Source organism: Brevundimonas sp. UBA7664 (assembly GCF_002483305.1).
GTDB lineage: Bacteria > Pseudomonadota > Alphaproteobacteria > Caulobacterales > Caulobacteraceae > Brevundimonas.
Genome location: NZ_DLHQ01000064.1, coordinates 36836 through 49614 on the forward strand (window position 1 = coordinate 36836; position 12779 = coordinate 49614).

Sequence of the window (12779 nt, forward strand, 5' to 3'; positions counted from 1 at the left end):
GTTTTCCGCGCCGTGGTCGTGTCCCTGCCCCATCAGGCCTCTCCATGCGGCTCGGCGGCCTCCGGGGCTCTGGCCGCAGGCCAATGCAAAACCTCGATCTCCTGAAGGGTCATGGGGCCGAGATGTTCCAGGTCGGACAGGGAGGCCACGAAGGCGCGCAGCTTGCTCTCTTCGTCGAGGATTTCGATAACCACCGACTGGTCGTCGTTGAGGACGTGGCGGCGATGTTCGTGGGGCGTATGGCCGAAGCCGAGGAGCGCCTTGACCACGGTTGCGCCCGCGACCTGCGCCGCCCGCGCCCGCGTCGCGACGACCTCGAACACCTTGTGATCGCCGAAATAGGCGGATTCGTCCGTATAGATTTTCAGCACTTTGATGGCGACGGGCATGGGATTTTCCTTTCCCTGAAAAAGAAAGACCCGCGCCGCCGGAGGCCGGCGGCGCGGGTTCGGCGTCACTCCGCCGGCAGGGGGTCCGGCAGGGTGTCGTCAACGGGCGCGAGGGTCTTCTTCTCCGTCAGCCCCAGAACCAGCCGGCTCATCGCCGGCAGCACGAGGAGCGTCAGGATGGTGGCGGTGATCAGTCCGCCGATCACCACCATGGCCAGAGGCTTCTGCACCTCGGCGCCAGTGCCATGGGCCAGGGCCATGGGCACGAAGCCGATGGCCGGGACCAGGCCGGTCATGATGACCGGCCGTACCCGCTCCATGCAGCCCTCGATGATCGAGCGGGACAGCTCCATGCCGTCATCGAGCCGTTGCCGGATCGAGGACATGACGACCAGGCCGTTCAGCACCGCCACCCCGGCCAGGCAGATGAAGCCCACCGCCGCCGACACCGAGAAGGAGATGCCGGTCAGGGCCAGGGCGAACACCCCGCCGGCCAGGCCGAGGGGTACGGTGAGGAACACCGCCACCGCTCGGCCGAAGGTCCCCACGGCGAGGAACAGCACCGCGAAGATGGCCAGGAAGCAGATGGGAACCACGAGCGCGAGACGATCGGACGCCGCCTTGAGGTTCTGGAACTGCCCGCCCCATTCGATCCATGACCCCGCCGGCAGGGCGACGGCCTCGACCTTGGGCGTCGCCTCGGTGACGAAGGAACCGACGTCGCGGCCGCGGACGTTGGCCTGGATGACCACGCGCCGCTTGCCGTTCTCGCGGCTGATCTGGTTCAGTCCCTCAGTGAAGCGGAACGAAGCGACCTGCCGCAGGGGCACGGAGGCGCGGACGCGCCCCTCCTGCTCCGGCAACATCACCGGGATGGCCCCCAAGGCGTCGAGGTCGTTGCGGCTCGCCCCCGGCACCCGCACCACGACGTCGAAACGCCGGTCGCCCTCGAACAGCTGACCGGCTTCGCGCCCGCCCATGGCGGCGGCGACCGTGTCGGCGACCTCCTCCACGGTCAGGCCGAACCGCGCAATGGCGGCCCGGTCGAAGGTGACGTCCAAGGCAGGGGCGCCGCTCGTCTGCTCGACCTTGACGTCGGCCGCGCCCGGCGTGGCATTGAGCTGCGCCGCGATCTGGTTGGCGGTCGCCGTCAGCTTGTCGAGATCGTCGCCATAGAGCTTGATGGCCACGTCCCCGCGGACGCCTGCGATCAGTTCGTTGAAGCGCAGCTCGATCGGCTGGCTGAGCTCATAGCCCTGGCCGACCTGGGCGTTGGCGGCCGCCTCGACCCGTTCGATCACGTCTTCCTTGGTGTTCACTCCGTCCGGCCATTCGTCCTGCGGCTTGAGGATGATGAAACCGTCCGAGATGTTGGGCGGCATGGGATCGGTGGCCACCTCGGCCGTGCCCGTCTTGGAGAACATCAACTCGACCTCGGGAAGGTCGACGATGGCGTTTTCCACCCCCTTCTGCATCCGTACGGATTGTTCGACGGCGGTGGAGGGCACGCGCTGGGAGGCCATGGCCAGGTTGCGCTCGTCCAGGGTCGGGATGAACTCCTGGCCGAGCATGGTGAAGACCACGCCCGCCACGGCGAACAGGGCCAGACCGCCGCCGACGAAGGGCCACGGCCGCGCCACCGCCTGACGCAGGACGGGCTCGTATTTTTCCTTGATCCAGCGGATGACGAAGACGTCCTTTTCCGAGACCTTGTTGCGCATGAGGATCGCGACCATCGCCGGAATGAAGGTGATGGACAGGATGAAGGCGGCGACGAGGGCCAGCATCAGGGTGATGGCCATGGGCGAGAAGGTCTTGCCCTCGACGCCCTGGAAGGTCAGCAGGGGCGCGAAGACCAGCAGGATGATGGCCTGGCCGTAGACGGTCGGCTTGATCATCTCCTGGGTGGCGATGGTGGTCTCTTCCAGCCGCTCGCGAAGGGTCAGAAGACGACCCTCATGATGCTGGCGCTCGGACAGGCGTCTGAGGCAGTTCTCGATGATGATGACGGAGCCGTCGACGATGAGGCCGAAGTCGAGCGCCCCGAGGCTCATCAGATTTCCCGACACCCCCAGATAGTTCATGCCGATGGCGGTCATGAAGAAGGAGATCGGGATGATCGCCACGGCGATCAGGGCGGCGCGAACATTCCCCAGCAGCAGGAACAGGGCGATGGCGACGAGGATGGCGCCTTCGATCAGGTTGCGCTGGACCGTCGAGATGGTGGCGTTGACCAGTTTGGACCGGTCGAGGATGGGCGTGACCTTGATGCCGGGCGGCAGGGAACGGGTCGTGACCTCCAACTGCTCGCCCACGGCGCTGGCCACGGTGCGGCTGTTCTCGCCGATGAGCATCAGGGTGGTGCCGATGACGACGTCGTGGCCGTTCATGGTCGCCGCGCCGGTGCGCAGATCGCCGCCGAGACGAACCGCAGCCACATCGCGGACCGCGACCGGCACGCCGCCGCGCGTGGCGATGATGGCTTCCTCGATCTGCGACAGACTGCGGATGCGCGCATCGGCGCGCACCAGATAGGCCTCGCCGCCGCGCTCGACGAAATTGGCCCCGACGGACAGGTTGGCCGCCTCAAGACCTTCGGCGAGTTCGGTGAACGAGACGCCGTACTGGGCCAGACGGGTCGGGTCCGGCTCGACGACGTACTGCTTCTCGAAGCCGCCGATGGTGTCCACGCCGGCGACGCCGTTCACCGACCGCAGCTGCGGCGCGATGATCCAGTCCTGCACCGTCCTGAGGTAGGCGGCGCGGGACACCTCGTCCGCCAGCCGATCGCCCTCGGGCGTGAGGAACGAACCGTCGGACTGCCAGCCGGGCTGGCCGTTGCGCACGGTCGCGCCCCGGCCGCCCGGGTTCTCGTAGTCGATGGCGTACATGAAGACCTCGCCCAGGCCGGTGGTGACCGGCCCGATCTGGGGCTGCACGCCTTCCGGCAGGCTGTCCTGGGCCTGGACGAGCCGTTCGCTGACCTGCTGTCGCGCGAAATAGAGGTCGACGTTCTCCTCGAAGATCACCGTGACCTGCGAGAATCCGTTGCGGGACAGCGACCGGGTCTGCTGCAGGCCGGGGATGCCGGCCATGGCGGTCTCGACCGGGAAGGTGACGCGTTTCTCGATCTCGACGGGCGAGAGCGAGGCGTCCTGGGTGTTGATCTGCACCTGGTTGTTGGTGATGTCGGGGACGGCGTCGATCGGCAGTCGGGTCAGCTGCCAGGCGCCGTAGGTGGAGACAATCAGCACGAGGGCGATGATCATCCATCGCGCCCGCACCGACAGGGCCATGAGGTTGGCGATCATGGCCTAGTGCTCCACTTCGCCTGCGCCCAGCGCGGCCTTGAGCAGGAAGGCGTTGCGGGTGGCGATGGTCTGTCCTGCCCGCACGCCTGAGGTGATCTGGGCCCGGCCGCCGCTCCGCTGTCCCACGATGACCGGCGCCGCCTGGAAACCGGTGGCGGTCCGCACGAAGACGACGTCGCGGCCCTCGACCGTCTGGATGGCTTCTTCCGGCACCGAAACGCCGCCGGCCGTCCGCGCGTCGCGGGTGTAGATCCGCGCCGATACGGCCTGGCCCGGCCGCAGACCGCCTGTGCCCGACACACTGAGGAGCACCGTGGCGGATCGGCTCTCGACATCGACGCCGGGGGTGATCGACCGCACCGTGGTCTGCACCTCGCCCTCGGGCAGGGTGATGCTGGCGCGGTCGCCCGGAAGGATGCGAGCCGCGTCCTCGGCCGAGACCGAGGCCTCGATCTCGATCTGGTTCGCATTGGCCACGCGGAAGAGTTCCGTGCCGGCCGTTACGAAGGCGCCGAGCGTGGCGTCCGCGGCCGTCACCCGGCCGCTGATCGGGCTGACGACGCCCGTGCTGCGCCCGTCTCCGGAGACGCGCGCCGCCGACGCCGCGGAGGTCGTGCGTCGCGACTCGGCCTGGGCCTCGGCGAGCACGGTCTGCGCCGCCTCAAGGTCCTGACGGGACGTGATCTGCGCGTCGAACAGCCGTTGCTCCCGGGCGAGCGCCTGGCGCGCGGCGGTGAGCCGGGCCTGGGCCGCCGAGCGCTCGGCGGCGATCGTCGAGGCCTCGCGGCTCTCGATCAGCGCCACGGTCTGGCCGGCGCGCACACTGTCGCCGAGCCTCAGCGACACGCGGCTGATCACGCCGTCGGCGCGAGCGGCGAGAACCGCTTCGCCCTGGGGCGTGCCGACGACGGTGCCCTGGGCCACGATCTCCGAACTGAGCGATCCGCTCGCCACCGGGGCCAGGATGATCCCCGCGGCCTGAATGCGTGCGGCGTCCATCTCCAGGGCCTCGCCGGCGCCATGGGCTTCCTCGGCCTCCGCCTCGGGGGCCGCTTCCGGCGCCTGCGTCATGTTGAGGACGGCAAGGCCGCCGCCGACGATGACCACGGCCGCGACCGCGCCGCCGATCATCAGTCGCTTCCTGTCTTGTGGCATTCTCATTGTGACGATCCTTCGGTCTCGGTCGCGCGCGTCAGGGCAGCGATGGCCTGGGCGCGATCCAGTTGTGCGGTGATGAGTTCTGACTGGACCGTGTTGAGCGCCTCTTCGGCGTCCAGCACGTCCAGAAGCGTGAAGCGTCCGGCCGAGAAGCCTTCGCGGGCGATGCGGACCGCCTCGATGGCTTCCGGCTCCGCCCGCGTCTCAAGGAAGGCCAGGCGCGCTTCAGCGGTCCGCAGCGCCGCCTGGGCGTCCCGGGTCCGCCGGATGGCGCCGGCGAGGGCCGCGTTGCGGCGCGCCTCCGCCCCGGTGCGCTCGGCGTTGGCCGCGGCGATATTGCCCTGATTGCGGTCGAAGATTCCGAGGGGCAGCGAGGCGCCCACGACGAGGGCTGTGTCGTCGGAACCCCGGAACTGACGGGCGCCGACGCTGACCGTCACGTCCGGCCGGGACAGGGTGCGCTCCCGGGCCACGACGGCGACGGACGAGGCGACCTCGGCCTCCGCCAGTCGGACATCCAGGGCCTCGGCGGGATCCACGGTCGCGGCGGGGACCGCCTCATCGGTTGGCGCGACGGGTTCGGGCAGGTCGTCCGCGCCGCCCCACAGGGCGGCCAGGGCCCGCTGCGCCTCGGCGTATTCCGCCTCCGCAGCCCGAACTCCGGCGACCGCCGCGAGGGCCGCCGTACGGGCTCTCAGCGCTCGAAGGGGCGGCTCGCGCCCGGCGTCGACGAGTTCGGTGGCGATCGTCTGTAGATTTTCGGCGCGTACAAACTGCTCGCGGGCCAGCTCGACCCGGCGGCCGTCTGCGAAGGCTTCCGCGTAGGCGTCCCTCACCTCCCTCAGAAGATCGGCGCGCGCGACCGCGAGACGCAGACGCGCGGCCTCGATTTCGGCCTCGGCGGCTCTTTGGCGCGCCGACCGCTTGCCGCCGAGTTCGAACCGCTGGCCGACCGAGACGGTGGTCTCAGCGTCGCGCAGGCCGGTGAAGGCTCCGGTGCCGGCGAAATTCTCGACTTCCACGCCCAGTTCGGGATTGGGCCGGAAGCCGGCCTGTTGCGCCCGCCCCTGGGCGGCGGCGACATCGGCCTCGGCGGCCGCCAGGGTCGGCGACGAGGCGGCCGCGCGGGCCAGCGCTTCAGCCAGGGTGATGGGTTCGGCCGCCGCGGCGGTCGCCAGTACGCTTAACGCGGACGCAACTACGGTTGCGGCGCAGCCCGCCGCGAAACGCGGCAGACGATATCTTGTGGATGGCATGAAATGGTGTCCCAGAGGTTCCAGACGGCGATGACGCGCGCGGCGGCGCGAGATCGGTCAGGCTCGGGGAGGACGTTCCAGGCCGCCGGGCGCGCAGGACGCCAGGGGATCGGCGGACGGCCGCAAAGGGCTCGCCTGCACGGCCGGGCCGACGACGACGGGTTGCGGCGTCGACGGCAGGGTTACGCCGCTGTGGTGGCAATGGCCGTGGGAGCACAGCGCCTGGCCGTCGTCGTTCACGGGATCGCCGTGATCCTGGACGGGCTCCGAAAGCACCACGGTGGCGCAACGCCCGCCGCTGGGGAAATCACAGGTCGCCGCCTCGGCCGAAGGGGTCAGGGCGAGCATGGTGACGACCAGCGCGAACAGCGCCGTGATCATCCAGTGTCTGGCCGAAAGAAAGCCCATGCGGCCCTCTACCACGAAACGCACCCTTGGCAAGGAATGTAACGTCGCAGCGACGCGCTGGCGCGGGACGGGCCCAGGTTCGGCGGTCGCCAGAGGCGGGCGCCTCTCCCGGCCATATGTCCCGCCTGCGGAACAGACGGCCGGAGAGCGCCTTCTTTCAACGAAAGCGAGGAAACCATGCAAGACCGGGAAACTGTAACTGTCGACGAGACCGCGGGCGAGCGGTCGCCAGAAGTCGCTGGGCCGGGTTTGGGAACGGAGGTTCGGGAGGAGACGCCCGACGCGCCGGAACCGCCTGACCCTGAAGCTGCCGAGCCCTCCGCCATGGTCGAGGAAGGCGAACGGCCCGCGCCTGACCGCGGGTCGGTGGAAGCGCCGACGTCCACGGACCGCTCCGGGGGCATGATCGGCGAGGGCTAGCGAGCGTCGATGGCGCGGCCCCTGATCCGGCGCCGGGCCGGACGGTCTCAAGCCGCACGGCGATCGACAGCGCTTGATCCTCCAGTGGCTAAAGCAAGTAAAAGCGCCTTGAACCGGCGCGTTTCCGCATCGGTCGGATAGAGGCCCACATGTCCGAAACGGTTAACGCCACGAATGCACGTCAGCGCAGGATCCTGCTGCTCGTCCTGTTGCTCAATGTCGCCCTGTTCGCCGGGCTCGGACTCGCCGGCTGGCTCGCAGATTCGAGCGCCCTGTTGGCCAATGCGGTGGATAACGGGGCCGACGGCGCGGTCTATCTGATCAGCCTTCTGGCCATCGGCCGGTCAATCAGGTGGAAGGCCGGCGCGGCGACCGCGTCCGGGGTCCTGCTGCTGCTGTTCGCCGCGGGCCTGCTCGCCGACGTCGCCCGTCGATGGATTGCAGGCGCCGAACCGATCGGCCCCGCCATGATGATCATGGCCCTGGTCGCCGCAGGGGTGAACCTGTGGTGCCTTGTCCTGCTGCGGAAGATCAAGGACGACGACGTCAATATGCGGGCGGCCCAGACGTTCAGCCTCAATGATTTCGTGTCGAACGGCGGCGTCCTCGTGGCCGGCGGCCTTGTCCTGTGGCTCGACCAGGCCTGGCCCGACATCGTCGTGGGGGCCCTGGTCGCCCTGATCGCCGCCAAGGGCGGCCTCGAAATCCTCGGCGATGTCCGCAGGGACGTCCGGGAGACCCGTGAGGGAACCGGAGCGACATGATGATCGCACGCGCCTTCTGTTCGGGCCCGGACAGGCGATCCGCAGCCCCAAGGGGGCCCGGGCGCATCCGTCCAGCCCGTCGATCCCGCTCCGGTGTTGAGCCTGAGGCTCGGCTTCAATCCGGGATCACGTTCGGCCTTCCGCAGGCTGACGGCGGCGCGAGCCGTTTGCTGCCAGTCGCCGTGACCGGCGTTGTCGCCGCGCCGCGCCTATCGGCATGTGACGAGCGCGCCGGACGGCGCTGATCGCAGGGGCGCTCCCACGCAACTCGCGGACCGGGTGCTCCAAGGCGGGTCACGGACTTCATCGACGCTCACCTGAGAGACGTCCATTGGCCGACCTTCCACCTCGCCGATGTCGCGATCGTGGCTATCGTGGGCCTGCTTCCCGCACTGCCGGCGCGCAAGCCTGTCCCGCGTCACCTCCACCCGACCCGCGATCAGACGTGACGCCGCCAGCCCCCCCGTACAACGCGGCGTCGCAACATCGATCGTCTCATCGTCCCATCGCTGTTCCTGGAGCGTTCGGACCCGCACGCTTCGCGCGGTAAAAGGATATCGATCCGGTGGGGGTCGGCAGGACATGAACTTCCCGGACGTCGATGAAGCCCGCCTCCGCGATCAGATCCGGAAGGACGCCATCGGCGTTGGGCTGGGTGTTCTCGTAACCGTCGAGCGACTGAACGATGCGGAACAGGGTGCGCATCGCGCCCCGCTGACGCCCATAGTCGGCGATATGAAGCGCCCCCCCGGGCTTGAGCGCGCGCCAGCTCGCCGCCAGGCCCCGGCGCTTCTCCTCCATCGGCAGTTGATGGAAGACCAGGCTGGACACGACCGTGTCGGCGACGCCCTCGCCCACGAGCGCGGCCACATCGCGGGCGAATCCCTGGAGGAAGCGGACGCTCTGGCCGGCGGCCTCCGCCTTCCTGGCCGCGCGCGCGAGGATGTCGCCGTCAGGATCGAGTCCGACGACGCGCGCGCCCGGCGCGCGCCGCGCGAGGGAAACGGCGAAGGATCCGGTGCCGCAGCCGAGGTCGACGATGGTCTCGCCAGCACGCGGCTCCACCTGGTCGAGCAGCCGGGCGCGCCACACCCGCTCCCGCGTCAACAGGGCGATGGCGGGATCGTAGAGGCCGCTCAGGGCGGCGTGACCGAGCGCGGGGGTGAAGCTCGCGGTCATGCCGCGGCCTTCGCTTCATCGCGCGACGGCTTCAGGATCGGTCCGGCCGACTGCAGGACAATTACCGTCAGGGATGCGCCGCGGCCGCAGCCGGACGCCGTCGGTCCGGAGGAAGAGAAGCGTTCGGTCATGGGTCGGCACCTTTCACCGCCAGGATGCATCCTCCAGTCACTCGAGGATCAAGACGAAAAATGCAGCCGCCGCTGAACGGGCGACCGTCCTGGACGCCAGGCCTTGATCCTCTAGTGGCTAGAGGGTCTACAAGAAGGCGAGACCCACAGGAGACGTCATGATCACAGTGCTCCCCACGCGGCGTGGCCCCGGCCGCCTGCAGGCCGCAGCGTTCGGGCTGGCGGCGACGATCGCGATTCTTGATCAGGCCGCCAAGGCGTTCGCCCGCGCCCGCCTTGAGACCGCTGTGGATATCACCCCCTTCCTGGCGCTGCGTCTGGGTTTCAATCCCGGCGTCACCTTCGGGCTGTTCGCCGGCTCCGGCGCCTTGGGGCGCTGGGCCCTGAGCGCCGTGGCGTTGCTGATCATCGGCGCATTGCTGGCGTGGATCTGGCGCACGCGGAGCGCCATGACGGCGGCCGCCGCTGGCCTCATCGCCGGTGGAGCGCTCGGGAACCTGCTCGACCGTCTGCGCTTCGGCGCGGTCACCGATTTCGTCGATCTTCATTGGGGCGACGCGCACTGGCCGACCTTCAACCTCGCGGATGCGGCCATCGTTTGCGGCGTGGCGCTGCTCCTCCTGACCATCCGGCGCTCGGACAGCCGCCCGGCGTCCTCGACCCTGGGACGGGCGGCGCGATGACCTTTTCCGCCGAACAGAAGGCGATCGCCGTCCGCTCGGCGCTGGCGATTCTCATCACCGCCGCGGCGGTGGCGTCGGCCTGGCTATGGCTTTCGCCGCGTCTCCTGGGCGCCGCGCCGGACATGGCGACGGCCGATCGGCTGGCCTATGCACTGAAGGCGGACCTCCTTGTTTTCCTGTGGCTCGCCGGTTGTTTGAGGGCCGTGGCCAGCATCCGGTTCCGGTCCGACGCCGACCGGCCGGGCTCCGCCTACGGGGCGCCCAGCTCCAGGCTCGCCGTGCCTGCCGCCGTGCTTCAGAATTCCCTCGAGCAGACGGTCCTGGCGGTGGGCGCCCACCTGGTCCTCGCCACGGTGCTGCGCGGCGAGGAGATGGTCGTGCTGCCGGTGCTGGTCGCCCTCTATCTGATCGGCCGGGTGTTGTTCGCCCGTGGCTACGCCCGGGGCGCGGCGGCGCGGGCCTTCGGCATGGCCCTCACCGGCGCCTCCACGATCGCCGCCCTCGGCGCCGCCATCGTCCTCATGGGCCTGGGCCGATGATCCCTCCCCCGCCCTGCGCCTTCCGCCCTTCAGCCCACCGCTGCGAGACGATGCGATGACCCTGCCCTCCCCGGCCTCGTCCGGCCTGCGCCCCATCGGCAAGCTCGCCGCGGCCACCGGCGTCAAGGTCCCGACCATCCGCTTTTATGAAGAGATCGGGCTGCTTCCCGCCCCGCCGCGCACCGCCAGCGACCGGCGGATGTATGACGATGCGGCGGAACGCCGTCTGTCGTTCATCCGGCATGCGCGCCAGTTGGGCTTCGATCTGGACTCCATCCGCTCCCTGCTGGATCTGTCCGATCACCCCGACCGGCCCTGCGCCGAAGCCAACACTCTGGCCGAACGCCACCTGGCCGAGGTGACGCAGAAGATCGCCAAGCTCCGGGCCCTGCAGGGGGAGCTCTCGCGGATGACAGCGGAATGCGCCGGCGGCCGGGTGTCCGCCTGCAAGGTGATCGAAGCCCTGCACGACCCCTCGACGCCGGTTTGACGGGCGAGCCCCGATCCGGTTGGCACGGCTCTCCTCAGCCTCTCCGTGCAGGTCGCCCTCCTGAAGGTCAAGACGGGCCTGGAACGATGCAGGAGCCATTGGGTGACGGCGACGTTTGAGTGGACCCGCGGCCCTCGTCGCGCTCCCTTCGTCCATGGAGGACTTCGATGGCGCACCGATCGACACAGCGACACGCCGGCCAGACCCTCGCCCTGTTGACGGACCTGTACAGGCGCCTCTCCCGCCTGTTGGAGCAGGGCGGCACGGACGCCGTCGAGACCCGCCTGGCGCTGATGGAGACGGCCTGTCTGAGGGCGCGCGAAGCGGCTCAGGTGTTCTACGACGAGACCCGCATCTCGCGCGGGCGCCATGCCGGCGCCTGTCCGGCGCCCGCTGCTCGGCGAGGGCGGCGTCTGATGTTGGCTCCCGCAGGTGGCCGGCGCCCTCTTCCCTCTTTCACTCACAGCGAAGGCTGACGCGATGGCTTCGATGACGTCCTATGATCTGGTGATAATCGGCGGGGGGCCGGGCGGGTACCCCTGCGCCATCCGGGCGAGCCAGCTCGGCATGTCGGTGGCGGTCATCGACGACCGGGAACTTCTCGGAGGAACCTGCCTGAATATCGGCTGCATTCCGTCCAAGGCGCTGCTGCAGGCCACCGAGCGACTGGAAATGGCGCGCAACCTCGAAGCTTTCGGCGTCATGGTCGACAATGTGCGGGCCGACCTTGCCGGTGTGATGCGGCACAAGGCCAAGGTCGTGACCGAGCTGGGCGATGGGGTCGCCTACCTCCTGCGCAAGAACAAGGTCGTTCGTCTCCAAGGTCGCGGGCGCCTGCTGGCGCGCGACCGCGTGGAAGTGAGCGCCGCCGACGGCAGCTTCGAGGTGTTGGCGCGCAAGGCGGTCGTCCTCGCCAGCGGATCGGAAGCGGCGACACTTCCCGGCCTTCCCATCGACGAGCACCGGATCGTCACCTCGGCCGGCGCGCTGAGCCTGATGGCGGCGCCGCGTCATCTGGCGGTGATCGGCGGCGGTTATGTCGGTCTTGAGCTGGGCTCCGTCTGGCGCCGGCTCGGCAGCGAGGTCACGGTCATCGAGGTGCTCGACCGTATCGCATCCGGCGTTGATTCAGAGATGTCGACGGCACTGCAGAAGGTGCTCGAGGCGCAGGGCTTCCAGTTTCGTCTCGCTCACAAGGTGGTCGGCTCCCGCATCGAGGGCGAGGAAGTGGTCCTCGACTTCGAGCCCGTGGGGGATGGCGCGCGAGGCACGATCAGGGCCGATGTCGTGCTGGTTTCCATTGGCCGCCGCCCCGCCACCGCCGGACTAGATCTGGAGACCGTCGGCATCGAGCCCGATCGCAGGGGCTATATTCCGGTGGACGAAGGTTTCCGGACCAGCGCGGAAGGGGTCTACGCCATCGGCGATGTCATCGGCGGCGCCATGCTGGCTCACAAGGCGGAGGAGGAAGGGATCGCCCTCGCAGAATGCCTGGCCGGGGGCGCCGGCCACGTGGATTACGGGACGATCCCCGCGGTCGTCTACACTTGGCCGGAGCTGGCTTCGGTCGGCCGCACCGAGGAGGATCTCAAGGCGGCCGGGGTGGACTACCGCGTCGGGCGGTTCCCCTTCTCCGCGAACGCCATGGCCAAGGCGCGTCTGGAGAAGAACGGTCTGGTGAAGGTATTGGCAGACGCCGCGACGGACAAGATTCTCGGCGTGCACATCCTGGGTCCCGAGGCCGGCGGTTTGATCCATGAAGCGGTCGCGGCCATGCAGTTCGGCGCCGCGGCCGAAGATCTGGCGCGGACAAGCCACGCGCATCCGACCCTCCCGGAAGCCCTGCGCGAAGCCTGCCTGGCGGTGGCCGACCGCACGATCCACCTTTGATGGTCGCGCGCCGTGTGGTCTGACCCCGGCCGGCCCGGCCGGCGCCGAGCCACCCCGGCGAGGTGAGCGGCGGTCGCGGGCGCCCCTGCGCGCCCAGCCCGCTCCGCGATTAAAGCGCGACAGCGTCGCCGCCCGAATGCTAATGCGAGCCGTTCACATCT

At 69.3% G+C, this 12779-nt stretch carries 12 protein-coding genes and 1 pseudogene; 6 read left to right on the plus strand and 7 right to left on the minus strand.

Going from position 1 to position 12779, the window contains the following annotated elements; translation table 11 throughout:
- Positions 1-32 precede the first annotated feature (32 nt).
- The 5 genes from B2742_RS15040 to B2742_RS15060 all read right to left on the minus strand — a co-directional run bounded on the left by B2742_RS15040 (position 33) and on the right by B2742_RS15060 (position 6522).
- Positions 33-389 (minus strand): DUF190 domain-containing protein, encoded by a 357-nt coding sequence (locus B2742_RS15040; RefSeq protein ID WP_292067893.1) that lies wholly within the window; start codon positions 387-389, stop codon positions 33-35.
- A gap of 65 nt (positions 390-454) precedes the next feature.
- Positions 455-3700: an efflux RND transporter permease subunit gene (locus tag B2742_RS15045; RefSeq protein WP_292067894.1), complete on the minus strand. Its 3246-nt coding sequence runs from the start codon at positions 3698-3700 to the stop codon at positions 455-457.
- A 3-nt stretch (positions 3701-3703) separates the two neighbouring features.
- On the minus strand, positions 3704-4861 hold the full coding sequence (locus B2742_RS15050; RefSeq protein WP_292067897.1) for an efflux RND transporter periplasmic adaptor subunit: 1158 nt from the start codon (positions 4859-4861) through the stop codon (positions 3704-3706).
- A complete protein-coding gene (locus tag B2742_RS15055; RefSeq protein WP_292067899.1) occupies positions 4858-6114 on the minus strand; it encodes a TolC family protein in 1257 nt (418 codons plus the stop codon). Before B2742_RS15055 ends, B2742_RS15050 begins: the two co-directional genes overlap by 4 nt.
- 57 nt (positions 6115-6171) lie before the next feature.
- Positions 6172-6522 (minus strand): hypothetical protein, encoded by a 351-nt coding sequence (locus B2742_RS15060; protein ID WP_292067903.1) that lies wholly within the window; start codon positions 6520-6522, stop codon positions 6172-6174.
- A 569-nt stretch (positions 6523-7091) separates the two neighbouring features.
- On the opposite strand from B2742_RS15060, the gene B2742_RS15065 reads away from it, so the two are divergent.
- Entirely contained in the window at positions 7092-7706 is a 615-nt protein-coding gene (locus B2742_RS15065) for a cation transporter (protein WP_292067905.1), read from the plus strand.
- Between the two features lie 302 nt (positions 7707-8008).
- A pseudogene (locus B2742_RS15070) lies at positions 8009-8155 on the plus strand (signal peptidase II); the annotation flags it as partial.
- A 46-nt stretch (positions 8156-8201) separates the two neighbouring features.
- On the opposite strand, the gene B2742_RS15075 reads toward B2742_RS15070, so the two are convergent.
- Positions 8202-8885, minus strand: a complete 684-nt coding sequence (locus B2742_RS15075; protein WP_292067908.1) for a class I SAM-dependent methyltransferase — start codon at positions 8883-8885, stop codon at positions 8202-8204.
- On the minus strand, positions 8882-9016 hold the full coding sequence (locus B2742_RS15080; protein WP_292067910.1) for a hypothetical protein: 135 nt from the start codon (positions 9014-9016) through the stop codon (positions 8882-8884). The genes B2742_RS15075 and B2742_RS15080 overlap by 4 nt, the downstream gene beginning before the upstream one ends.
- 158 nt (positions 9017-9174) lie before the next feature.
- Between B2742_RS15080 and lspA the strand changes: the two genes are divergently transcribed.
- From lspA to lpdA, 4 genes are all read left to right on the plus strand, one after another.
- A complete protein-coding gene (gene lspA / locus B2742_RS15085) occupies positions 9175-9699 on the plus strand; it encodes a signal peptidase II (RefSeq protein WP_292067913.1) in 525 nt (174 codons plus the stop codon).
- A complete protein-coding gene (locus tag B2742_RS15090) occupies positions 9696-10238 on the plus strand; it encodes an MAPEG family protein (protein WP_292067915.1) in 543 nt (180 codons plus the stop codon). The genes lspA and B2742_RS15090 overlap by 4 nt, the downstream gene beginning before the upstream one ends.
- A gap of 85 nt (positions 10239-10323) precedes the next feature.
- Positions 10324-10728 (plus strand): helix-turn-helix domain-containing protein, encoded by a 405-nt coding sequence (locus B2742_RS15095; protein WP_349681138.1) that lies wholly within the window; start codon positions 10324-10326, stop codon positions 10726-10728.
- 489 nt (positions 10729-11217) lie between these two features.
- Positions 11218-12618 (plus strand): dihydrolipoyl dehydrogenase, encoded by a 1401-nt coding sequence (gene lpdA / locus B2742_RS15100; protein WP_292068026.1) that lies wholly within the window; start codon positions 11218-11220, stop codon positions 12616-12618.
- The last annotated feature ends 161 nt before the right edge of the window (positions 12619-12779 follow it).

Bases quoted from the DNA above. Each gene is read 5' to 3' on its own strand.
- B2742_RS15065 (WP_292067905.1), top strand. From the start codon at position 7,092: ATGTCCGAAACGGTTAACGCCACGAATGCACGTCAGCGCAGGATCCTG.
- B2742_RS15080 (WP_292067910.1), bottom strand. From the start codon at position 9,016: ATGACCGAACGCTTCTCTTCCTCCGGACCGACGGCGTCCGGCTGCGGC.
- B2742_RS15075 (WP_292067908.1), bottom strand. From the start codon at position 8,885: ATGACCGCGAGCTTCACCCCCGCGCTCGGTCACGCCGCCCTGAGCGGC.
- B2742_RS15050 (WP_292067897.1), bottom strand. From the start codon at position 4,861: ATGAGAATGCCACAAGACAGGAAGCGACTGATGATCGGCGGCGCGGTC.
- B2742_RS15090 (WP_292067915.1), top strand. From the start codon at position 9,696: ATGACCTTTTCCGCCGAACAGAAGGCGATCGCCGTCCGCTCGGCGCTG.
- B2742_RS15045 (WP_292067894.1), bottom strand. From the start codon at position 3,700: ATGATCGCCAACCTCATGGCCCTGTCGGTGCGGGCGCGATGGATGATC.
- lpdA (WP_292068026.1), top strand. From the start codon at position 11,218: ATGACGTCCTATGATCTGGTGATAATCGGCGGGGGGCCGGGCGGGTAC.
- B2742_RS15040 (WP_292067893.1), bottom strand. From the start codon at position 389: ATGCCCGTCGCCATCAAAGTGCTGAAAATCTATACGGACGAATCCGCC.
- B2742_RS15060 (WP_292067903.1), bottom strand. From the start codon at position 6,522: ATGGGCTTTCTTTCGGCCAGACACTGGATGATCACGGCGCTGTTCGCG.
- B2742_RS15055 (WP_292067899.1), bottom strand. From the start codon at position 6,114: ATGCCATCCACAAGATATCGTCTGCCGCGTTTCGCGGCGGGCTGCGCC.
- lspA (WP_292067913.1), top strand. From the start codon at position 9,175: ATGATCACAGTGCTCCCCACGCGGCGTGGCCCCGGCCGCCTGCAGGCC.